At 58.9% G+C, this 22,935-nt stretch carries 20 protein-coding genes; 13 read left to right on the top strand and 7 right to left on the bottom strand.

From position 1 onward, the window contains the following. Positions 1-46: 46 nt before the first annotated feature. Positions 47-625, top strand: a complete 579-nt coding sequence (locus tag ACR0FB_RS06875) for a TetR/AcrR family transcriptional regulator (protein ID WP_209832559.1) — start codon at positions 47-49, stop codon at positions 623-625. Here ACR0FB_RS06875 and kynU read toward each other — a convergent pair. After that, positions 618-1,811: a kynureninase gene (gene kynU, locus ACR0FB_RS06870; protein ID WP_480619849.1), complete on the bottom strand. Its 1,194-nt coding sequence runs from the start codon at positions 1,809-1,811 to the stop codon at positions 618-620. The genes ACR0FB_RS06875 and kynU overlap by 8 nt on opposite strands. A gap of 174 nt (positions 1,812-1,985) precedes the next feature. On the opposite strand from kynU, the gene ACR0FB_RS06865 reads away from it, so the two are divergent. The 6 genes from ACR0FB_RS06865 to ACR0FB_RS06840 all read left to right on the top strand — a co-directional run bounded on the left by ACR0FB_RS06865 (position 1,986) and on the right by ACR0FB_RS06840 (position 8,713). After that, the gene (locus ACR0FB_RS06865; RefSeq protein WP_480619847.1) at positions 1,986-2,435 is read left to right on the top strand and encodes a methyltransferase family protein; all 450 of its coding nucleotides are present in this window, start codon (positions 1,986-1,988) and stop codon (positions 2,433-2,435) included. A 129-nt stretch (positions 2,436-2,564) separates the two neighbouring features. Next, entirely contained in the window at positions 2,565-4,136 is a 1,572-nt protein-coding gene (locus tag ACR0FB_RS06860) for a Re/Si-specific NAD(P)(+) transhydrogenase subunit alpha (protein ID WP_171631071.1), read from the top strand. Between the two features lie 13 nt (positions 4,137-4,149). Further along, positions 4,150-5,604 carry an NAD(P)(+) transhydrogenase (Re/Si-specific) subunit beta gene (locus tag ACR0FB_RS06855; RefSeq protein WP_152458621.1) on the top strand — a complete coding sequence of 485 codons (1,455 nt, stop codon included), beginning with the start codon at positions 4,150-4,152 and terminating at the stop codon, positions 5,602-5,604. A gap of 162 nt (positions 5,605-5,766) precedes the next feature. Next, on the top strand, positions 5,767-6,123 hold the full coding sequence (locus tag ACR0FB_RS06850) for a VOC family protein (protein WP_171631075.1): 357 nt from the start codon (positions 5,767-5,769) through the stop codon (positions 6,121-6,123). 107 nt (positions 6,124-6,230) lie between these two features. Beyond that, a complete protein-coding gene (locus ACR0FB_RS06845; RefSeq protein WP_171631078.1) occupies positions 6,231-7,508 on the top strand; it encodes a DUF3422 family protein in 1,278 nt (425 codons plus the stop codon). Between the two features lie 68 nt (positions 7,509-7,576). Next, positions 7,577-8,713 (top strand): MFS transporter, encoded by a 1,137-nt coding sequence (locus tag ACR0FB_RS06840; protein ID WP_209832567.1) that lies wholly within the window; start codon positions 7,577-7,579, stop codon positions 8,711-8,713. A gap of 7 nt (positions 8,714-8,720) precedes the next feature. Here the strand turns inward: ACR0FB_RS06840 and ACR0FB_RS06835 are convergent, their stop codons facing one another. The 3 genes from ACR0FB_RS06835 to ACR0FB_RS06825 form a co-directional block, all read right to left on the bottom strand. Beyond that, positions 8,721-9,701 carry an ABC transporter permease gene (locus ACR0FB_RS06835; RefSeq protein WP_171631083.1) on the bottom strand — a complete coding sequence of 327 codons (981 nt, stop codon included), beginning with the start codon at positions 9,699-9,701 and terminating at the stop codon, positions 8,721-8,723. Beyond that, positions 9,694-10,701, bottom strand: coding sequence for an ABC transporter permease (locus ACR0FB_RS06830; RefSeq protein WP_171114986.1), 1,008 nt, complete (start codon positions 10,699-10,701; stop codon positions 9,694-9,696). Before ACR0FB_RS06830 ends, ACR0FB_RS06835 begins: the two co-directional genes overlap by 8 nt. A gap of 94 nt (positions 10,702-10,795) precedes the next feature. Further along, a complete protein-coding gene (locus tag ACR0FB_RS06825) occupies positions 10,796-12,502 on the bottom strand; it encodes a peptide ABC transporter substrate-binding protein (RefSeq protein WP_171631085.1) in 1,707 nt (568 codons plus the stop codon). Between the two features lie 285 nt (positions 12,503-12,787). Here ACR0FB_RS06825 and ACR0FB_RS06820 point away from each other — a divergent pair, with 285 nt between their 5' ends. The 5 genes from ACR0FB_RS06820 to ACR0FB_RS06800 are packed head-to-tail and all read left to right on the top strand — an operon-like array spanning position 12,788 to position 19,356. Then, positions 12,788-14,608: a dipeptide ABC transporter ATP-binding protein gene (locus ACR0FB_RS06820; protein WP_171631087.1), complete on the top strand. Its 1,821-nt coding sequence runs from the start codon at positions 12,788-12,790 to the stop codon at positions 14,606-14,608. 5 nt (positions 14,609-14,613) lie between these two features. Further along, complete coding sequence (argE, locus tag ACR0FB_RS06815) at positions 14,614-15,783, top strand: acetylornithine deacetylase (RefSeq protein WP_209832569.1); 1,170 nt, start codon at positions 14,614-14,616, stop codon at positions 15,781-15,783. Positions 15,784-15,823: 40 nt separating this feature from the next. Further along, entirely contained in the window at positions 15,824-16,990 is a 1,167-nt protein-coding gene (locus tag ACR0FB_RS06810) for a M20 aminoacylase family protein (protein WP_480490603.1), read from the top strand. A 16-nt stretch (positions 16,991-17,006) separates the two neighbouring features. Continuing rightward, positions 17,007-18,170: a M20 aminoacylase family protein gene (locus tag ACR0FB_RS06805; protein ID WP_480619845.1), complete on the top strand. Its 1,164-nt coding sequence runs from the start codon at positions 17,007-17,009 to the stop codon at positions 18,168-18,170. Between the two features lie 22 nt (positions 18,171-18,192). Continuing rightward, entirely contained in the window at positions 18,193-19,356 is a 1,164-nt protein-coding gene (locus ACR0FB_RS06800; RefSeq protein ID WP_480619843.1) for a M20 aminoacylase family protein, read from the top strand. A 71-nt stretch (positions 19,357-19,427) separates the two neighbouring features. On the opposite strand, the gene ACR0FB_RS06795 is transcribed toward ACR0FB_RS06800, so the two are convergent. Next, positions 19,428-20,726 (bottom strand): 3-deoxy-D-manno-octulosonic acid transferase, encoded by a 1,299-nt coding sequence (locus ACR0FB_RS06795; RefSeq protein WP_480619841.1) that lies wholly within the window; start codon positions 20,724-20,726, stop codon positions 19,428-19,430. A 1-nt stretch (position 20,727) separates the two neighbouring features. After that, a complete protein-coding gene (gene moaA / locus ACR0FB_RS06790; RefSeq protein WP_171631101.1) occupies positions 20,728-21,735 on the bottom strand; it encodes a GTP 3',8-cyclase MoaA in 1,008 nt (335 codons plus the stop codon). A gap of 91 nt (positions 21,736-21,826) precedes the next feature. Between moaA and ACR0FB_RS06785 the strand changes: the two genes are divergently transcribed. Further along, entirely contained in the window at positions 21,827-22,258 is a 432-nt protein-coding gene (locus ACR0FB_RS06785) for a hypothetical protein (RefSeq protein WP_171631103.1), read from the top strand. Here the strand turns inward: ACR0FB_RS06785 and ACR0FB_RS06780 are convergent. Beyond that, positions 22,246-22,932 carry a DNA alkylation repair protein gene (locus ACR0FB_RS06780; protein ID WP_171722945.1) on the bottom strand — a complete coding sequence of 229 codons (687 nt, stop codon included), beginning with the start codon at positions 22,930-22,932 and terminating at the stop codon, positions 22,246-22,248. The genes ACR0FB_RS06785 and ACR0FB_RS06780 overlap by 13 nt on opposite strands. Positions 22,933-22,935 lie beyond the last annotated feature (3 nt).

Below are 22,935 nucleotides of genomic sequence, written 5' to 3'. Positions count from 1 at the left end.
AGGATGTCAATTGACAAATTGAACAAAAAATGTCAGGGTTTCGAATATGAAAGACAATGGTGACGGCTCACGGCAACAGGCGATCCTGAACTCGGCGTTTCAGGCGTTTTCCACTTATGGATATAGAAAGACCTCGATGGACGACATCGCGCGCGGCGCGGGGATGTCCCGGCCGGCGGTGTATCTGCATTACAAGAACAAAGAGGCGATCGTCAGCAAGCTGACCGAGCTGTACTATGCCGAAAAGAGCGTTGCGGTGGCCGAAGCGCTGGCGACGCAGGGGTCGGTGCCCGAGGTTCTGACCCGCGCAATTCAGGCGCAGACCGAGGGGATGGCAAAAATTCTGGCCTCGCCCCACGGGCTTGAAATCCTCGACAACACAAAATCTCTGTCTGGGGAAATCATCGCGGCGGGTGAGGCCAGGCTGGCCGCGCTCTATGCGGACTGGCTGACGCAACAGGAAAAGGCGGGCCGGGTTCGCCTGCTGGCTGACGCGGCAGAGACCGGTCGGACGATCACGGCCACGCTCAAAGGGCTGAAGCTGATTGGCGCCGGCGCCGAGGTCTATGAACAGCAGGTCGCACAGGTCGCGGCCCTTTTCGGCGCCGGACTCGAAGTCAGGTAACGCGCTGACGGATCCTGTATTCGGGCGTGTCCCACAGGCGATTCTGCATGATATCGGCCATAATCCCGACGGCGCGTTCGACATCGCCTTCGTCGATATACAAAGGTGTAAAGCCGAACCGCATTATGTCGGGTGCTCGAAAATCTCCGATCACGCCTCGGGCGATCAGGGCCTGCATGGCGGCATACCCTTCCTTGAAACGGAACGAGATCTGGCTGCCACGCTGCTGCGGATCACGGGGGCTGGCCAGTTGCAGATCCGGGCAGGTTGCCTCGACGCGTTCTATGAAAAGCTCGGTCAGTTCAATCGATTTGGCCCGGACGTCGGTCATGTCCGCCAGATCCCAGATATCCATCGCAGCCGACAAGGCCGTCATCTGGATGATGGGGGGCGTTCCCACCCGCATCCGTTCAATGCCGCTGCCGGGGCGGTAGTCGAGATCGAAGGCAAACGGCGCTTCGTGCCCCAGCCATCCGGACAGGGCGGGGCGTGCGTGTTCCGCCAACCTCGGCGCGACATAGATGAAGGCCGGCGCGCCGGGGCCGCCGTTGAGGTATTTGTACGTGCACCCGACTGCGAAATCGGCGTTGCACCCTGAAAGGTCCACCGGGATGGCCCCCGCGGAATGGGCCAGATCCCAGACTGTTATCACGCCGTTGGCATGCGCCAGTTCGGTCAGTGCCTTCATGTCGTGCATCCGACCCGAGCGATAATCCACCTCGGTCAACATAAGAACAGCGACCTCTTCGGTGATTGCACCGGCCACGGCTTTGGGATCAACGACGCGCAACTCATACGCGTCCCCAAGCGAGCGCAGCAAGCCATCCGCCATATACAGGTCCGAAGGAAAGTTGCCGTTGTCCGACAGAACCACTTTGCGACCCGGATTCAGTTCAAGGGCCGAGGCCACCGCCTGATAGACCTTGATCGACAAGGTGTCTCCGGTCACCACACTGCCGGGCTCAGCTCCGATCAGGCGGCCAATCCGGTCACCAAGCGCGGTGGGCAGGGCCATCCAACCAGCCTTGTTCCATCCGGTGATCAGCATCTGGCCCCATTCATCCGTCAGCATCCGTTGCACTCGGGCACCGGCCGATTTCGGCAGGGGGCCCAGAGAATTGCCATCCAGATAGATGACGCCCTCTGGCAGGTCGAACATGGCTTTGGTTGCCGCAAAATCAGTCATGAAGGCTCGCTAACTCGTGTGAACGTCGGTGATTGCTATTGAGGTAGTCGATCCGCGATAATGAGTCCATGCGATGCGACATACTGGTCTTTTGCCATTTTGGCTCAAAAGCGGTAGGACATCGCGCAGAAGCGACATGTGCTTGATCTTGTCGTCATTCAATGAGGGCTTTGCATGCGCTGGATGGACGTTCCACCGGTTTGGTTGGTTGCTTTTGCGGCTCTTGCCTGGTTGCAGGCAAGGTATCTGAAGCTGGGCCTGTCGCTTGAGGGCGGTTTGACGGATCTTCTGAGCGGGGTGTTGATCGGAGGTGGAATCCTGATGGCTGTTCTGGCAGTGGTCGAATTCCGCCGTCACAAGACAACCGTCATCCCACATGAAATCCCGTCGTCGATGGTGCAGTCCGGCATTTACAAGCGCAGTCGCAATCCGATCTATGTGGGCGACGTTCTGATTCTTGCGGGTCTTATCCTTCGGTTTGATGCCGTGCTGTCCCTGGTTCTTTTGCCAGTCTTTGTCTGGGTGTTGGAGCGTCGGTTCATCCTGCCGGAAGAAGACCGCCTGCGTCGTACCTTTCGCGCTGATTACGCTCGCTACGAACGCAAGACACGGCGCTGGATCTAGTGTGGATGCTGCAATGACATCACGTCAAAAATGCTGCGCTTGCGAAATAATGTTGCGCAGGATACATCTTTGCTTAACAAAGAATACCGATCACCCGCTCAGAACGAGTAAGAATTAGGGGGACTGCCAGTGAAGATAGGCACGCCAAAGGAAATACTGGACGGCGAGAACCGGGTCGCGATGACACCGGACTCGGCCGTGCAACTGCAAAAACTGGGCTATGAGTGCCTGATCGAAAAAGGCGCAGGTGCTGCCGCCGGTTTTTCGGACGCGGCGTATGAGGCCGTGGGCGTTGAAGTTGTCAAGACCGCAGCATCGCTGTGGAAGGCCGCAGATATCATCGCCAAGGTTCGTATCCCGACCGAGACGGAACTGAAGCGTCTGACCAAGGGCAAGACGCTGATTTCCTTCTTCAACCCTGCCGGAAACGAAGAAGGAATGGACCTTGCCAAGTCCAAGGGCGCAAACGTGATCGCCATGGAAATGGTGCCGCGTATTTCTCGCGCGCAGAAGATGGACGCATTGTCGTCGATGGCCAACATTGCCGGCTACCGCGCCGTTATCGAGGCGGGCAACAACTTTGGTCGTTTCTTCACCGGTCAGGTGACTGCGGCTGGCAAGGTGCCGCCTGCGAAGGTTCTGATCGTCGGGGCCGGTGTTGCCGGGCTTGCCGCGATCGGTACATCGACCTCGCTGGGTGCAATCACCTACGCGTTCGACGTGCGCCCCGAGGTGGCCGAGCAGGTCGAATCGATGGGGGCAGAGTTCGTCTATCTGGACTTCGAAGAAGAACAGCAGGATGGTGCGGCCACCGGCGGGTATGCTTCCGTCCAGTCAGAAGAGTTCCGCAATGCGCAGCTGGCCAAGTTTCGAGAGCTGGCCCCGGAAATAGATATCGTCATCACCACGGCACTGATCCCCAACCGTCCGGCGCCAAAGCTGTGGCTGGAAGACATGGTCAAGGCCATGAAGCCGGGCTCGGTCATCGTTGACCTTGCGGCCGAACGCGGCGGGAACGTCGAAGGTACCGTGCCGGACGAAAAGGTGGTGACCGACAATGGCGTGACCATCATCGGCTATACCGACTTCCCCAGCCGGATGGCGGCGCAGTCTTCGTCTTTGTACGCGACCAATATCCGTCACATGATGACCGATCTGACGCCTGAAAAGGACGGCCAGATCAATCACGACATGGAAGATGACGTGATCCGCGGCGCGACCGTGACCTATGAGGGTGAGATCACCTTCCCGCCGCCACCACCCAAGGTGCAGGCAATCGCGGCGCAGAAAAAGCCCGAGGTCAAGGAACTGACCCCGGAAGAAAAGAAGGCGCAGGAAATTGCGGCCTTCAAGGCGCAGACCAAGCAGCAGTTCACCCTGCTGGGTGTTGGTGGCGTGCTGATGCTGCTGGTGGGGCTGATCGCTCCGGCCAGTTTCATGCAGCACTTCATCGTCTTCGTGCTGGCCATCTTTGTGGGCTTCCAGGTGATCTGGAACGTCGCACACAGCCTGCACACTCCGCTGATGGCGATCACCAACGCGATCTCGTCGATCATCATCGTCGGGGCCCTGATGCAGATCGGATCGGGGTCGTTCCTGGTCATTCTGTTGGCGGCACTGTCCGTCTTCATGGCCGGGATCAACATCTTCGGCGGTTTCCTCGTAACCCGGCGCATGCTCGCCATGTTCCAGAAATCTTAAGGAGGCCGGGCACATGGATTATGGCTTCACCACTGCCGCCTATGTTGTTGCGGCTGTCCTTTTCATCCTTTCGCTCGGCGGTTTGTCGAACCAGGAAAGCGCCAAGCGCGCGGTCTGGTATGGCATCGTCGGTATGGCGCTGGCGGTTTTCGCCACGCTGGTTGGCCCGGGCTCGGGTCTGTGGCTTCTGTCGCTGCTGCTGATCGCGGGCGGTGGTTTCATCGGCCAGTATGTTGCGCAGCGCGTGCAGATGACCGAGATGCCGCAGCTTGTTGCGGCGATGCACTCGCTGGTCGGTCTTGCGGCCGTGTTCGTCGGCTTCAACGCGCATTTCGAGATCGGCAACGTGGCGCAGGTCATGGCCATTGCGGACAGTGCCAGCCAGGCGGATCTGTCCGATCTGGGGTCTTTTGCCAAGTTGATTGCCAAGAAAACCCCGGCCGAGCTGGCAATCCTGCACGTGGAACTGTTCCTGGGCATCTTCATTGGTGCGATCACCTTCACCGGGTCGGTCGTCGCCTATGGCAAGCTGGCGGGCAAGGTGACCTCGGCAGCGACAAAGCTGCCCGGTGGCCATGCGCTGAACGCGGCGGCGGCGGGTCTCTCGCTGATCTGCCTGATCTGGTACACATCGACAGGGGGTCTGTTCCCGCTGATCCTGATGACGCTGGCAGCGTTGTTCATCGGCTATCACCTGATCATGGGCATCGGTGGTGCCGACATGCCGGTGGTTGTGTCGATGCTGAACAGCTATTCGGGTTGGGCGGCTGCGGCGATCGGTTTCTCGCTGGGCAACGACCTACTGATCGTGGTCGGTGCGCTGGTGGGTTCAAGCGGTGCAATCCTGTCCTACATCATGTGCAAGGCGATGAACCGCCACTTTGTCAGCGTGATACTTGGCGGTTTTGGCGGCCCGCAGGGCGAACAGATGGCCGTTGAAGGCGAACAGATCGCAATCGAGGCCGATGGCGTTGCTGCAGCCTTGAACGACGCGGACAGCGTGATCATCATTCCGGGCTATGGCATGGCTGTGGCACAGGCGCAGCAATCGGTTTCCGAACTGGTGCGCAAGCTGCGGGCCAAGGGCAAGAACGTTCGTTTCGCCATCCACCCTGTGGCGGGTCGCTTGCCGGGCCACATGAACGTTTTGCTGGCCGAAGCGAAGGTGCCGTATGATATCGTTCTGGAAATGGACGAGATCAACGACGACTTTCCGGACACGGATGTGGCAATCGTCATCGGCTCGAACGACATCGTGAACCCTGCGGCACAGGAAGATCCCAACAGTCCCATCGCCGGCATGCCGGTTCTGGAATGCTGGAAAGCCAAGCAGGTCTTTGTGTCGAAACGTGGTCAGGGCACCGGGTATTCTGGCATCGAAAACCCGCTGTTCTTCAAAGAGAACACCCGCATGTTCTACGGCGACGCCAAGGAGTCGCTGGACAAGCTGCTGCCGATGATCGATTGATCGTCGCGTTGGATCCGATTGCAAAGGGCGCCTTTGGGCGCCCTTTTCTTTTTTGAGTTTGTATGGGGGCGTTGCCCCCAAACCCCCAGGATATTTCCAGCCAGATGAAGCAGGCGGAGTGTGGTAGTCTGGGGTGGCGGCCCAGATGGCAGGAGGTCGAGGATGGAGAAAGTGAATGGTATTGGCGGAGTGTTCTTTCGCGCCCGCGACCCTAAAGCGCTGAGCGCCTGGTATGAGAAGCACCTGGGCGTCAATCATTATGACCCCGTGCCCTGGAAGCAGCGTGAAGGCTATACGGTCTTTGCGCCATTCGCGGAGGACACCGCTTATTTCGGGCGGGCCGATCAGCAGTGGATGATCAATTTTCGTGTCGATGATCTGGGCGCGCTGACGGCGCAGCTTGAGCAGGCTGGAATCACGGTGGAAACCAATCCTGACTGGGACAGCGAAGTTGGAAAATTTGCCCGCATCCATGATCCCGAAGGCAACCCCATCGAGCTGTGGCAGCCAAATCAATGAGATAGCAGGGTTGTATACCGTTGTACTCCTGTAAGTACGTGAAATAAAAAGAGAATTGATGTGTCAACTATGTGCCGTATAGTGCGCGTGACGATGCGGAGCCTCACATGACACCGATAGATGACCATCCCCTTCGCTATGCGCTGGCCAATGAACTGCATGCTCGACCGTTTCCGGTCGCTTCAATGCCCTGTACGGTGGTCTTTCTTGCGATCAAAAAGCCTGAGGCCGCCGTGGCGCGCGATCGACGTGAGGATTTGGCTCATTTGATCGACCTGCTGGATCGCCACGGTGCGCAGCACCCTCGGCCGGACGCTACGCATTACGCGGGCCAGATTGGACGCCACTGGTTGAAGTGGGAGCAGCATACCGAATTCGTGACCTATACGGCGATCGCGCAGAATGTGAGTGAACGCGCCTTTGACCCGGCTGACTTTGAGGTCTTTCCGCCCGATTGGTTGATGGCCAGTCCGGGTCAAAGGGTTACGTCGGTTCTGGTACGCGTGGTTGAACGCGAAAGTGACGACGTGGTGAAATCGAAACTGCTGGATTGGTTCGAGCCGGAAAGCCTGGCCGTGTCCAGGGTGTTGGACGATGCAGCGGTTTGTGCCAGTGATTTTCGGATCGATCCGGCAGGTCACATGCGCTTTGCCTTGTTCGTGGCCGAGGGCACCGGACGGCGTCGGACGGGACGGATTATTCAGCGTCTTTGCGAAATTGAAACGTATAAGGCGATGTCGATGCTGGGTTTTGCGCGCGTCAAGCAGCTGATGCCGCGTATCGGAGAGCTGGATGGGCAACTCACCCGATTGATGGGGCAGATGACTGGCAACTCGGCGCAGCCTGACGCGCTGTTGCAGGATTTGCTGGCAACGTCGATCGAGCTCGAAACATTGTCGGCACGGTGTTCTTTCCGGTTCGGAGCCACCGGGGCGTATGAGGCCATCGTCAACCAGCGGATCGAAGTGTTGCGAGAAGAACGTTTCGAGGGTGGTCAGAATTTCGCCGATTTTATGATGCGCCGATATGACCCTGCAATTCGCACCGTGAAATCCACGGAACGCCGCCTTGAGGCCTTGTCGGACCGGGCGATCCGCGCGGGTGAGTTGCTGCGGACAAGAGTGGATGTGGAACGCAGCGCGCAAAATCAGGCGTTGCTGGAAAGCATGGACCGTCGGGCTGATCTGGCACTGCGCTTGCAACATACGGTCGAGGGGCTTTCCGTGGTTGCCATCAGCTATTACGCGGTTTCGCTGGTCAGCTATCTTTTGTATCCGCTGACGGCCTCTGGCATCAGCAAGGGCATGCTGACGGCGGCGGTTACGATCCCGGTTGTCGCCGCGGTGTGGTACTCGGTGCGACGCATTCGCAAACGGCTCGGTTGAGCAGCAATTGCCAAGTTTTTTCTGACCTGTAGAACGGTGGCACTGGGTAAGCTGAGCGAGGGCATGGGATGGCAAGCATAGTTGCAGCATGGCGCGCTGTCGCCGCCATGTTCATTCTGAATGGTGCCCTGTTCGGAATCTGGGCGTCGCGCATTCCCGCCATACGCGACCGCTTGGAACTGTCCCATGATGCGCTCGGGTTCGGCCTGTTGTTCATGGCTGCTGGGGCTGTCTGCTCTTTCCCGATAACCGGGCGGCTTACGGATCGTTTCGGCGCTGTTGCAATCACCCGGATCATTGCGATTCTGTATACGGGGTCGCTGATCTTGCTGGCCATGGCGGATGGGCTTTGGGGGCTGGCAGTGTTCCTGTTTGTCTTTGGCGCCTTCCACGGGTCGATGGATGTTGCGATGAATGCATGGGCCGCCGAGGTAGAGCAGGCATATGACAAACCCGTTATGTCCTCGTTCCATGCAATGTGGAGCCTTGGGGCCGGTCTTGGCGCGCTCAGCGGATATGCCGCGGTTCAGATGGGGCTGACGGTTCTTGTGCACTTCCTGTTGGCGGGTGGCGTGGTTGTTGGCCTTGCGCTTGCGTCATCTTGGGTAAGCTGGACCTCGCGCCAATCCCAAGAGCCTCAGAGTACGGTTTTCGCCTTGCCATCCGGCGCGTTGATACTGGTTGGCATAGCCGCCTTGTGCGGAGCGTTGGGCGAAGGGGCCGTGGCAGACTGGAGCGCGATATATCTGCGTGACATCACGGGGGCGTCCGAAAGCGTCGCTGCCTTGGGCTATGCGGTGTTTTCAGTAACCATGGTGGCGTTTCGACTTGCAGGCGCGCTTGTTATTATCCGGTTCGGTCCAGTCGTTTCCGCCCGGTTCGGCGGTATTTGCGCGGCGTTTGGTGTTTTTACGGTGGTTTCAACAGCAACGATCCTGCCCGTGCTGGCCGGCTTTGCCTTGATGGGAATAGGTTATGCCGTGATCATGCCACTGGCATTCAGCCGGGCGGCCAGCGATCCGAATGTGCCGCCGGGGCAAGCCATCGCAAGTGTTGCGACATTGGGGTATGGGGGGCTGTTGATCGGTCCGCCGTTGATCGGCTTTTTGGCGGAAGTGTTCGGCCTGCGTCTGGCATTCGCCGTGCTGTTGCCATTGGCCGTTCTGATCGTGCTGTTGGCCGGCGCGCTGAGGCGCGCCGACTGAACTTGTTTCAGCGTCCGCGAATGCGGGGATCCAGTGCGTCGCGCAGACCGTCACCCAGATAGTTGACGCTCAGGACAGTCAGCGAGATTGCCAGACCAGGCCAGAACACACGCTCGGGGTATTGCTGTAGGTAATCGACTCCGTCGAACAGCAGGCGGCCCCATGTCGGGAAGTCGGGCGGAAAGCCCAGACCCAGGAAGGAAAGCGCGCTTTCGGTAATGATCGCCGTGGCAATCCCCAGCGTCGCGGACACCATGATCGGTGAAAGCACGTTGGGCAGAATGTGCCGCGTGATGATCTGACTGTTACTGGTGCCGATGGAGCGTGCCGCCAGAACGAATTCGCGTTCCTTGATGGCCAGCACATCACCGCGCACGATCCGTGCGGTCGGCATCCATGAGGTGATGCCGATGGCGCAGACGATCAGGATGAAGATCCCTCGCTCCAACCCGAACGCGGCCGACAGGGGCTCGCGGAACAGCAGCATCATGACCAGCAGCAAGGGCAGCAGGGGCAGGGCCAGAAACAGGTCTGTCAGACGCATGAGCGGACCATCCAGCCGTTTGAAGAACCCGGCCAGAACGCCGATGAACGATCCCAGGAACAGTGCCAGCAGCATCGCGGTGATGCCCACCGATACCGAGGTTTGACCGCCCGACATCATGCGCGCCAGAATATCCCGGCCCAACTGGTCGGTGCCGAAGGGATGCGCCCAGCTTGGCCCCTGATTGCGGGCCCGGATATCGATCTGCGTTGGATCGATGCTCCAGAGATAGGGGCCCAGATAGACGCCCGCCACGATCAGGATGAACAGCACCGCACCCACCATGGCGCCCTTGTGCGTCTTGAACTGATCCCAGACGTCGCGCCATTGGCTGCGCGGCGGGGTCGTGAGTTCCTCCATCACATCAGCGGTTGGCAGCGCGGTGGATGCCGGGGCCAGACCTTCGTCGGGGATCAGCGTGTCTGATTTGTCGTGATCAGTCATAGCGAATCCTCGGGTCCAGAATGCCATACAGGACGTCGGCGATCAGGTTGAACAACACGATCAGCACGGCAAAGATGAAGGTCAGGGTTTGCACCATTGGCAGGTCATTGGCCTGAATGGCGCCAATCAGCAACTGGCCGATGCCATTCACCTTGAATACCTGCTCGGTGATGATGGCGCCGCCGAAGATGGCCGGAATGCCCAGTGCAATGACCGTGACCACGGGGATCATCGAGTTCCGCAGGACGTGGACCATGACGACCGTGTATTCGCTGAGCCCCTTGGCGCGGGCGGTGCGAACGTAATCCTGGTTGAGATTGTCCAGCATCGAGGCGCGCATGAAACGGCTGAGCTGTGCCGTGATCTGCAACGCCAGCACCATGACCGGCATGATCATCTGCTTCAGCTGCACGACGAAGCTGTCCCAGCTGTTGACCACATGGGTCGTGTCATAGATCGACGGGAACCAGCCCAACTGGACCGAGAAGATCACGATCACCAGAACGCCCGAGAAAAACGGAGGGACCGAGAAGCCGACCATCGACACGAAGGTGCCCATCTGGTCGAACCAGGAATACTGGCGATAGGCCGAATAGATGCCGATGGGCAGCGCGATCAGGATGGCGACAACATAGGCGGTGCCGACAACCCACAGGGTCTGCGGGATACGCTGAACGACGATGTCCATGACGGGCGAGCGGGTCTGCCAGGATATTACACGCAGGTCGCCTGCGGAAAAACTGGTGCCGAAGATGTGGTCTATCAGAACCTGCGGTTCGATCCAGAAGAATTGCACGATCCACTTCCAGAACCGGATATGCATCGGCTGGCCAAGGCCAAGCGCCTCGCGCATCTTTTCCTTGACTTCGGGGGGAACGGTGAGCGGAACCTGCGCCATCGGATCGCCGGGTGCGAGTTCGAGGAGCAGGAAGATGACGAGGCTGATGAACAGCAGCGTTGGAACGGCCAGCACCAGTCGTCTGATTGTGAAATTAAGCATTAAGAGGCGCCTTTATATGCGTCTTCTTGTTGGGGTGGGATGCAAATGACCGCGCCCCGATAACGATCGGGGCGCGGTTTTGCAAGGTCAGTGCTTAGGAACCGGTCTTGCGGTACCAGTCCGCAATGTTCCACAGCTCGCTGTCCCAAACGTTCAGGACAACGCCACCCAGGGTGTTTGCATGCGCCGACAGGCGACCACGGTGAACCAGCGGAATCATACCACCATTCTGAACCATGATGTCATTCAGCTGCTTGGCGATTTCCGCACGCGCTTCCAGACCAGCGGTTTCGGCCAATTGAGCGTGCAGCTTGTCGAACTCTTCGTTGCAGAAGCGGCTGATGTTTTCGCCCTGCCACTGCGAGTCAGGACGCGGAGCTTTGTCGCACAGGCCGTTGCCCAGATAGGACTGCGGGTCGGTGCCGTTGAAGGTGTTGGCGTACATTTCAACGTCGGCATAGAACTTCTGGAACGTGTCGGGCGAGCCCGGGTCACCACCGAAGAAGACCGATGCGTTGATGTTGCGCAGTTCGGTTTCGATGCCGATCTGGCTCCACCATTCCTTGATCAGCGCCTGGAAGTCCTGACGGACGGCGTTGGTCGAGGTCTGATAGACGATCTTCAGCGGAACGCCATCCTTCTCGCGGACGCCGTCGCCATCGGTGTCGACGATGCCGGCATCATCCAGCAGTTTCTTGGCGCCTTCAATATCCTGGGTGTCACAGGTCATCGAGGTAGAGTTGAACGCAGCAGGGGCCGGAACCCAGTTGCAGGTCACTTTACCAGCCTGACCATAGCCGATTTCCACCAACAGCGGACGGTCGATGGCCATGGACATGGCTTTGTAAACGGCCGGGTCCTTCAGGAACGGATGCGGATGCTTTGCTGTCGAACGCTCGCCTTCAGGCAGCTCGGGCGACGGGTTGGTCTGGTTCAGCATGATGCGCTCGACCAGCGGGCCGAAGCCTGCAACCGGCGTACCTTTGCCACCTTCCTGCATCTGAGCGATCACTTCCGGAGCCAGTTGCAGGTTCCAGGCATAGTCAAACTCACCAGTTTCCATGACAGCACGACCAGCAGCTGTCGCGTCACCGCCGCCTTTGAAGGTCACGGTCGCAAAGGCAGGTTTTGCCGGATCACGATAGTTGTCGTTGGCCTTGAAGGTGATCACGTCGTTCGGCTTGAACTCGGTGACGACAAAGGGGCCGGTGCCGATCGGGTTGAAGTTCTGCTCGGTGCATTCGGGGGCTTTGGCGCCCATGCAGTTTTCGAACTGGGCCTTTTGCAGGATCGGGCTTTCACCGCCGACGAACGGGCCATAGGGGAAGGGGGTCGGTGCGTCGAAAGTGACCTTGACGGTCAGGTCATCAACAGCTTCGACCGAGGTGACGCCTTCGAACTTGGTGACCTGTGCGCAGCCACCTTCCGGGTGCATGCAGTAATCAGCGGTGAACTTCACGTCAGCAGCGGTGAACGGAGAGCCGTCAGACCACGTGATTCCCGGCGCGATTTTCCATGTGATCGACGTCAGGTCTTCGCTGACACCGCCATTTTCCACGGTCGGGATTTCAGACGCCAGAAATGGCACCATGTTGCCGTCCTGGTCGTAGCGTGCAAGTGGCTCGATCACCAGCGAGGCTGATTCCACGTCTTTCGTACCGCCGGACAGGAACGGGTTCAGGATCGACGGAGCCTGCCAATAGATGATGCTGACATTGCCGTCCGAACCGCGCTCGGCAAAGGCCATCGGGGCCATTGCCGTGCTTGCGATCGCACCAAGCAAAAGGGTTTTGATTTTCATAAGTCACTCCCGAATTGGACACGTTCGTGTCTCGATTATCTCCGCAAGGCCTGCGGGTTTGGCGTTGCCGCTTCGGGGTAAGGTTTTGATCATTCAAGATAATAGCGCTAACGGATTCCGTCGGCGCTGCTTCCCCAAGGCGGTTACGTTGGGTATCGAAACAGAACTTGAGAAAAATGCAAGTGGTGCCGTCGCGAAAATGTGTAATGGGTTTGACTTTTCCCGGTGGCCCGCCGTAGCGTTCGGCACTCAGAACAAGAATTACCTCGTCAAGGGAGCGCGCACGTGCTGGATCAGCCTATTGCTCAAATCAAAAAACTGCGGGTGGAGTTTCAGACAAAGGACGGTCCCGTTGTTGGTGTTGAGGACGTCTCGTTCGAGGTCAAACCAGGCGAAACCGTTTGTATCGTTGGCGAATCGGGCTCGGGGAAGTCGGTTTCATCTTTGTCTTTGATGCGTCTGGTCGAGTTTGGTGGCGGCGAAATCGCGGGCGGCGAACTGCTGTTTGATCGCCGCGATGGCGAAAAAATGAACCTGGCCAAGGCCGATCAGGATCTGATGAAACAGATTCGCGGCAACGAGATCGGGATGATCTTTCAAGAGCCGATGACCGCGCTGAACCCCGTTTTCACCGTGGGCCGGCAGTTAACCGAAGGTCTGCGCATCCACAAGGACATGACGAAGGCGCAGGCCGAGCAACGGGCGCTGGAACTGCTGCGTCAGGTCCGTATCCCAGAGCCCGAGCGCCGTCTGAAACAATACCCTCACGAGTTGTCGGGCGGGATGCGCCAACGTGTTGTCATTGCGATGGCGATGGCCTGTGAGCCGCGCCTGTTGATCGCCGACGAACCCACCACGGCGCTGGATGTGACCATTCAGGCCGAGATCCTGGCCTTGATGGACCGCCTCAAGCGGGAAACCGGAACTGCGGTGATGTTCATCACCCACGACATGGCCGTGGTTGCCCAGATGGCTGACCGCGTGGTGGTGATGTTCCGCGGCAACAAGGTCGAAGAAGGCACGGTCAAGGAAATCTTTGAAAACCCGCAGCACGACTATACCAAGGCGCTTCTGGCCGCGGTGCCGAAACTGGGCGAGATGCAGGGTAAATCTGCGCCCGAGCCGATGAAGCTACTGGGGGTCGAAGGGCAGAAAATTGCACCAATTCCGGGTACGGAAGAGGTTCTGCTGACCGTCAAGAACCTGACAACACGGTTCCCGGTCAAAGGCGGGCTTTTGCGGCGCACGATTTCGAACGTTCATGCGGTCGAGGATGTCTCGTTCACTCTGAACAAAGGTCAGACGCTCAGTCTTGTAGGGGAATCCGGGTGCGGCAAGTCTTCGGCTGGGCGCTCGATCCTGCGGCTGGTTGAGCCTTTGGCGGGCGAGATTGATCTGGACGGTGTCGATATCATGAAGCTTGATCCATCTGGTTTGCGCAAGGCGCGGCTGGACATGCAGATGATTTTCCAGGACCCGTTCGCGTCGCTAAACCCGCAGATGCAGCTGGTCGACCAAGTGGCCGAGCCGATGCGCAATTATGGTGTGGCATCGGGATCCGAACTTCAGGATCGCGTGGCACAATTGTTCGACAAGGTGCAATTGCCGCGCAGCTTCATGCGTCGCTTCCCGCATGAAATGTCGGGCGGTCAGCGTCAGCGGATTGCAATTGCTCGCGCTTTGGCCCTGAACCCCAAGCTGATCATTGCGGATGAGGCGGTCTCGGCCCTTGACGTGTCGGTGCAGGCGCAGGTTCTGAACCTGATGATGGAATTGCAGTCCGAGCTGGGCCTGTCATACCTGTTCATCAGCCACGACATGGCCGTTGTCGAACGCGTCAGCCACTATGTCGGGGTCATGTATCTGGGGCGCATTGTCGAACTCGGGCCCCGGGCGCGGGTGTTCGAGAACCCGCAGCATCCCTATACGCAGGCGCTGATGAAGGCGGTTCCGATCGCAGACCCGAACAAGCGGAAATCGGAAAAGGATCTGAATTTCAAACCGATCCCTTCTCCTATTCATCCCACCAACTACACGCCGGAACCTTCGCAATATCAAGAGGTTGAGGCAGGGCACTTCATTCTGACCACGGACAGCGGGTATTGACCCAAATGGCGAAACGCCTGACTCCGCTTGAGATCATGACACAGCTGATCTCATTTCCGACCGTAAGCCGTGATACCAATCTGCCGCTGGTGGATTGGGTTCAGGACTACTTGCAAGGCCACGGAATCGAAAGCCACCGCTGGCCAGATCCGGACCAACCGCACAAGGCCGCGATCTTTGCGCATGTTGGTCCATTGGAAGAAGGTGCGGTGGTTCTGTCCGGTCACACGGATGTCGTGCCGGTGGACGGTCAGCCGTGGGACACTGATCCTTTCACGGTGACCGAGAAAGACGGCAAGTACTTCGGTCGCGGCACCTGCGACATGAAGGGGTTTGACGCCCTGGCCATCTGGGCTCTGGTCGAAGCACACTATGCCAATATCAGCCGGCCGCTTCAGCTGGCGCTCAGCTTTGACGAAGAGGTCGGATGCACCGGTGCGCCGCCGATGATTGAAGCAATGCAACAGGTTCTGCCCAAGGGATCGGCAGTGATAGTGGGTGAGCCGTCGATGATGCAGGCGGTGACGGGGCATAAGGGCGGGTTCGGCATAGATACACATATCGTCGGGTTCGAAGTGCACAGCTCGATCATGCATACTGGCGTGAACGCGATCATGGCGGCGGCGCCTTTGATTGATTGGGCAAATCACCGAAATGCCGAAAGCATGGCTGCTGAGCCGAGCGAAATCGCAGCCGTATTTGACCCGCCGTGGACAACCTGTCATGTCGGCATGATTGAAGGCGGGACAGCCCATAACATCACCGCCAAAGACTGCACTTTCATGATGGATTTCCGCACGGTGCCGGACGAAACGCAGGCTGAATGGCGCGATGCCTATATCGAACAGGTCCGCCAGGTCGAAGCTCGGATGCAGGCCGTTCACCCCGATACGCGCATCGAACTGTCTGAACATTTCGCGATCCCGGGGCTGGTGCCCGAACAGGACGGAGAAGCCGAAGCTTTGGTGCGCGCCCTGACCGGGGACAACGCAAGTCACGTCGTCAGCTATGGGACCGAGGCAGGGCAGTTTCAGGCGGCCGGGTATTCAGCCGTGATTTGCGGCCCCGGCGATATCGCGCAGGCTCATCAGCCGAACGAGTTCATATCGATCGCGCAATTCGAAGCTGGGCATGGGTTCATGCAACGATTGGTTGAAAGGCTGAGCGCGGCGTAACATTCAACGTGGCCTCAGTGGTTCAGGGGAGGGTCTTGAGATGCCAGTCAAAAACAGACTTGCAGAGATGCATGGTGATATTACCAAGTGGCGCCGCCACCTGCACGCACATCCTGAACTGATGTATGACGTGCATGAAACGGCTGCTTTCGTTGTCGAGCGTCTCAAGAAATTTGGTGTGGATGAGATCACGCCGGGAATTGGCCGGACGGGTGTCGTGGCTGTGATCCGGGGACGGCAGGATACGACCGGGCGCGTGATCGGATTGCGCGCTGACATGGATGCATTGCCGATCGAAGAAGCGACGGGGTTGGACTATGCCTCGACTGTATCGGGCAAGATGCACGCCTGCGGGCATGACGGGCATACCTCGATGCTGCTTGGGGCCGCCCAGTACCTGGCTGAAACCCGAAACTTCGATGGCACCGTTGTTCTGATTTTTCAGCCCGCCGAAGAAGGTGGCGCAGGCGGTCTGGCCATGTGTCAGGACGGCCTGATGGACCGCTGGGGCATTGATGAGGTCTATGGCATGCACAATATGCCGGGGTTGCCGGTGGGCGAATTCGCGATCCGACCCGGCGCATTGCTGGCTTCATCTGATGAATTCGAAATCACGATCACCGGCAAGGGCGGACACGCGGCTGCACCGCATGACGCGGTAGACACCACGCTGGTGGCCTCGCATATCGTCGTGTCGTTGCAATCCGTCGTGGCGCGCACCGTGGATCCGATCAAACGCGTGGTGCTGACCGTGGGTACGTTTGAAACGGACAGTGTCGCGTCAAACGTGATCGCGCATACCGTCCGCTTGCAGGGGACCGTCCGGACGCTCGACCCCGAATACCGCGCCATTGCAGAAGAGCGCGTTCGCAGGATCGCCGAGGATACGGCCTCGGCCTTCGGCGCAAAGGCAGATGTCGTCTGGTCGCCCGGCTATCCTGTGACTGTGAATTCCGAGGCTGAGACGGCATACGCTGCCGAGGCGGCCGAGGCCGTGGCGGGCAAGGTCAATGACAGCACTGATCCGATCATGCCGTCGGAAGATTTCGCCTACATGCTTGAAGAACGGCCCGGAGCTTACATCTTTATCGGGAACGGGGACACGGCCATGTGCCATCACCCGGAATACAATTTTGACGACAATGCGATTCCCGCCGGTTGCAGTTGGTTTGCCGAGATCGTGGAACGACGATTGCCCGTGGCATAATTTGAGGGAGAGTGACATGCCGATCAAAAACCGCCTTGCAGAGATGCACGAAGAGATCACAGGCTGGCGGCGTGACATTCACCAACATCCGGAAATTCTGTACGACACGCACCGCACCAGCGCGCTGGTGGCGAAAAAGCTGAAGGAATTCGGCTGTGATGAGGTCGTTACAGGCATCGGTCGCACCGGCGTGGTCGGGGTCATTCGGGGAAAGAGCGACACGCAGGGCCGGGTGATTGGCCTGCGCGCCGACATGGATGCGCTGCCGATGCAGGAACAGACCGGGCTGGACTATGCCTCGAAGACATCAGGCGCGATGCATGCCTGCGGGCATGACGGGCATACCGCCATGGTTTTGGGGGCGGCAAAGTACCTCTCTGAGACGCGCAATTTCGATGGCACTGCAATCGTGATCTTTCAGCCTGCCGAAGAGGGCGGGAATGGCGCCGAGGCCATGTGCAAGGACGGTCTGATGGACCGGTTCGGCATTCAGGAAGTCTATGCGATGCACAACGTACCGGGCCTGCCGACCGGGCAGTTCGCGATCCGTTCGGGCCCTTTGCTGGCCGCAGCGGACGAGTTTGATATCCATCTTGAAGGGCGCGGCGGTCACGCTGCAAAACCCCATGAAACGGTCGATACGACGGTGATGCTGTCACAACTGATCGTGGCATTGCAGACGATCGTGTCGCGCAATGCCGATCCGATCCTGCAAGCCGTGCTTTCGGGGACGTCTGTCGAGACGTCATCGAAAGCGTTCAACGTGATCCCGCAATCGGCGCAGATACGCGGCACGGTCCGAACCCATTCCAACCAGATGCGAGATCTGATCGAACAGCGCCTCAAAGAGGTCGCCGAAGGGATTGCAGCAACATTCGGTGGTTCCGTGAACGTCAATTACTCGCGCGGCGTTCCGGTGACGATCAATGCCGAAACTCAAACCGGATATGCGGCAGAGGCCGCAGTCTCGGTCGGGGGCAGCTGCATCGAGGCGCCGATGGTGATGGGGGGCGAGGATTTCTCGTTCATGCTGGAGGAACGGCCCGGAGCTTTCATTGTTCTGGGCAACGGTGACAGCGCCGGGTTGCACCACCCTGAATACGATTTCAACGACGAGATCATCCCGATCGGATGTTCGTGGTTCGCAGAAATGGTCGAGCGCCGAATGCCGGCGGCTTGAACTGAATTAGGAGAGAATAGACATGCCAGTCAAAAACCGCTTTGCCGAATTGCAGAATGAAATCACGGAATGGAGAAGGGATCTGCACGAAAATCCAGAGATCCTGTTTGAGACCCACCGCACCAGCGCGAAGGTGGCCGAGAAGCTGAAGGAGTTCGGCTGCGATGAGGTGGTGACCGGTATCGGACGTACCGGTGTCGTGGGGGTGATCAAAGGCAAGTCGGACAGCAAGGGAAAGGTGATCGGCCTGCGCGCAGATATGGATGCGCTGCCGATCCATGAGGCGACGGGGTTGGACTATGCCTCGAAAACGCCGGGCGCAATGCATGCCTGCGGCCACGATGGCCACACGGCGATGCTGCTTGGTGCGGCGAAGTACCTGTCTGAAACCCGCAATTTCGATGGCACGGTTGTTGTGATCTTCCAGCCTGCCGAAGAGGGCGGCGGCGGTGGTCGTGAAATGTGTGAAGATGGCATGATGGACCGCTGGAATATTCAGGAAGTCTACGGCATGCACAATTGGCCGGGTCAACCTGTGGGCAAGTTCGCCATCCGCCCCGGTTCTTTCTTTGCCGCAACCGATCAGTTCGACATCACTTTTGAAGGGCGCGGCGGTCATGCTGCCAAGCCGCATGAAACAGTAGATACCACGGTACTGGCCGCGCAGGCGGTGTTGGCGCTTCAGACGATTTCCTCGCGCAATGCCGATCCGATCGATCAGGTCGTGGTGTCGGTGACGTCGTTCGAGACCTCGTCGAAAGCGTTCAACGTGATCCCGCAGACTGTTCAGATCAAGGGTACCGTGCGCACCATGAGCAAGGATATGCGGGATCTGGCCGAAAAGCGGATCAATGAGATCTGCAATGGTGTGGCGGCAACGTTCGGAGGCACCGCCGATGTGACCTACATCCGTGGGTATCCGGTGATGGTGAACAGTGAAGAGCAGACTGAGTTTGCCGCAGCTGTTGCCCGGTCGGTATCCGGCGATTGCGACGATGCGCCTTTGGTTATGGGCGGCGAGGATTTTGCGTTTATGCTGGAGGAGCGCCCTGGCGCCTATATTCTAGTTGGTAACGGCGATACGGCCATGGTTCACCACCCGGAATACAACTTCAACGATGAGGCGATTCCCGCCGGGTGCAGCTGGTGGGCAGAGATCGTCGAGCAGCGGTTGCCGGCGGCCTGATGGGGCGGGTGGGGGCTCTGCCCCCACACCCCCGGGATACTTTTGGCCAGATGAAGAAAGATCCCGCCTGATCACGTCAGGTTGAGTGAACAGCAAAGCGTTTCCACGACGGAGTCCAGTGCGTTGCTTTGCGTCTGGACGCAGGATTGGGCGGCGCTGCGGGCCCGGGTCAGGGCTTGATCGTCTGAAAGCCAATGGTCGACCGCCGCAGAGAGATCTGTTTCGGTTCGAACCTCGATGGCGCCACCGGCTTTGATCAACGGCGCGAAAGTTTCAGCAAAATTGAAGTATCCGGGGCCGGTTATCACGGCGGCTCCGGCCTGGGCGGGTTCGAAAGGGTTGTGGCCGCCGATGTTTTTCAGGGAACCGCCCAGGAACACGATGGGAGACAGAGCGTACCATGTGCCGGTCTCGCCCAATGTATCGGCGACATATACCTGGGTTTCGGTTTCGATCGGGGAACTATCTGATCGGAACGCGGCGCTAAGATCGGAGGCGTCCAGTAGTTTTGCGATATCGCAACGGCGCTCTGGGTGGCGGGGGATCAGCAGCAGCAGCAGATCGGGCCAGCGTTCCAGAAGTGATTGATGCGCGGCCAGAACGATTTCCTCTTCACCGGCATGGGTTGAACTGGCGATCCACACAGGTCTGCCAGAAATCCGAGAACCGATGTCATCCAGCGTGCCGTGGTCTATGGGAAGAGGGTCTGACATGGCCTTGAGATTGGTGCCGGGCCGGACGCGGCCGGCAGGGGCACCCATGGCTGTCAGGTTGGCTGCGGTTTTGTCGTTTTGCGTCAGGAACAGGTTGAACTTGTTCAATACGAACCGCGCTGTTCTGGGGCGTTTTTTCCAACCGGCAACGGACTTGTCCGACAGTCGTGCATTCAGAAGGGCCAGCGGAACGGCGTGTCTGGCGCTTTCGACGATCAAACGCGGCCAAATCTCACTTTCGACGAAAACCCCGCCCTCTGGTTGCCAATGGTTCAGAAAGCGCCGGACCGGGCCTGCCGTGTCAAGCGGCGGGAATTGATGCCGTGTACGGGGCGGCAGGCGTTTTTCGATCAGAGCCGCTGAAGTCGGGGTGCCGGAGGTGATCAGAAACTCGGCCTCGGGCAGGCGGCCTGCCAGCCGTCTGATCAGGCTGAGGACCGAAAGGCTTTCACCGACGCTGGCGGCGTGGAACCAGATCAAACGCCCATTTGGTCTGGGCAGGCTGGCATGGCCAAGGCGTTCTTGTTGCCGCTTATCAGGTACGTTTGCTGCACGCAGCTTGTTCCGAACGACCCGCCATATCAGAGGCGCGGCCAGAGACGTTAGGGCGCAGTACACATGGTACAACGCCGTGGGGCGGCCGTCATGATCCGGCATATCAGCCGCCTGTATGGCTCATGTGACGGCTCATCCGGCCATCGACGGCTTGGCGGGAATAGTCGAAGTCATGCCCTTTGGGTTTGAGATTGATCGCAGATCGGATTGCGTCTTCAAGTGGCTGTTCGGTATCGGGATGATCGCGCAGGGCGCCGCGCAGGTCGGCCATGTCTTCCTGACCCAGGCACATGTAAAGCTCGCCCGTGCAAGTCAGGCGAACCCTGTTGCAGCTTTCACAGAAATTGTGCGACAGCGGCGTTATGAAGCCAATTTTCTGGCCGGTTTCCTCGAGCCGCACGTAACGGGCCGGGCCACCGCTGCGTTCGGCCAGATCGGTGACCGAATAGTGGTTTTCGTATTCTTTCCGGACGTCCTTGAGCGACCAGTATTGATCCAGGCGGTCTTCGTTGCCAATATCACCCATGGGCATGACTTCGATCCAGGTCAAATCCATATCCCGCTGGGCGCACCATTCCGTGATTTTGGGAAGTTCGGGCTCGTTGAACCCTTTCAGGGCAACGGCGTTTATCTTGATCCGCAGGCCAGCTTTTTGCGCGGCGTCGATTCCGTTTAAAACCTGTTTCAGGCGACCCCAGCGCGTCACCTTGGCGAACTTGTCATCATCCAGAGTGTCCAGCGAGACATTCACCCGACGCACACCGGCCGCATACAGATCATCGGAAAATCGGTGCAGTTGCGATCCGTTGGTTGTCAGCGTCAGCTCCTTCAATGCACCGCTGTCCAGATGACGTGTCATCGAATTGAAGAACGTCATGATGTTGCGACGCACCAAAGGCTCACCACCCGTAATGCGCAGCTTTTCGACCCCCATTCTGACGAAGGTCGAACACATCCGGTCCAGTTCCTCCAAAGTCAGCAGGTCTTTCTTGGGCAGAAAGGTCATGTTCTCGGACATGCAATACACGCAGCGGAAGTCGCAGCGGTCCGTGACGGAGACGCGGAGATACGTGATGGCGCGGGCAAACGGGTCGATTAGCGGAGCTGTCATGCCATTATAGGTAAAGCTGGAACATGCTCGCGACAAGGGCGAACTGTGCTTTGCGCTGGAACAGCTGGGCGCAGGGTTGTAGGTTTCCGGCATGAAGAAAATACTTGTTTTGACATGCGTAATGACGGCCGGATGCGATGCCGTGCAGTCAACGACTGACCGAGTGTTCGGCGGGGGCGACGCGCCCGCCCAAACGGTGCCTGACACGGAAGCCGGCACCGCAGTTGCCGAAGAGGTGTTGCAGCCCGAACCGGTTTCCGCGCGCCCGAACTGGGTTGGGGCGAAAACCACCATCGCCGGGCTTGGGGATCCGACCACTCCGGGGCGTTGGATGCAGACACCGCTGGTGGACAGCGAAGTTACGGCACGTGTCGTCGTGCCACGAACCGGGGCGCAGGCCTATATTACGTTGGTCCCGGTTCCCGGTCCGGACAGCAGCGGCAGCCGCTTGTCACTGGACGCCATGAGGGCCCTGTTGGTGCCCTTCGACGAACTTGTCGAGCTTGAGGTCTATGTGGACTGATTTTTCAGGTATTTGCCTGCTTCACGGCGGGCAAACGGCTTCATGGCATCACCGTTCTGGTTCAGAAAGGCGATCACGCGTTCTGGGTCATGTTTGGACAGTTCACGCAGCCACCAGGCTATGGATTTCTGGATGAACCAGTTGCGGTCCGAAACATATCCCGCAGCCCAGCCAAGGATGCGGTCACGGCGGTGCAGATCGTCAGGCTTGGGGTGGTTCTGTTTGGTCCAGGGCAGGGTTGCGATCAAGGCCGCGCGCCGGGTCCACATGTGATCGGACCGGGTCCACAGTTCAACCTCGTCCAACCTTTCGGGATCTGCTGAAAGCCGTTTTTGCATCGCCATGCACGCATGGTCCGCAACGGCCCAGGCATCGAAATCCGGCAGCCAGCTTTGAAGCAAATTCCAAACCGCCCCATCCGGTCGGATGCGTGCCTGAGTCAAAAGCTTGGATGCAGCAAGCCGCCCTTCGTGGATGTTGCTTTGCCATAGCCCGTCCGCCAATGCGACCCGCGCCGGTACGTCCAATTCTTTCCGCCACGCCTTGGTCAGGTCGTTGAGAACCGGGTTCGCGACGCCCAGATATATGCGATCCGCCTTGTGGTAGCTGGCCATCTGGGTCGCCCGCTCGGGGTCACCATGCGCTTTGATCTGATCTAGATATCCACTCAGCATCGG

The organism is Ruegeria sp. P10, from assembly GCF_056534925.1.
This window is presented reverse-complemented; position numbering and strand designations above follow the sequence as displayed.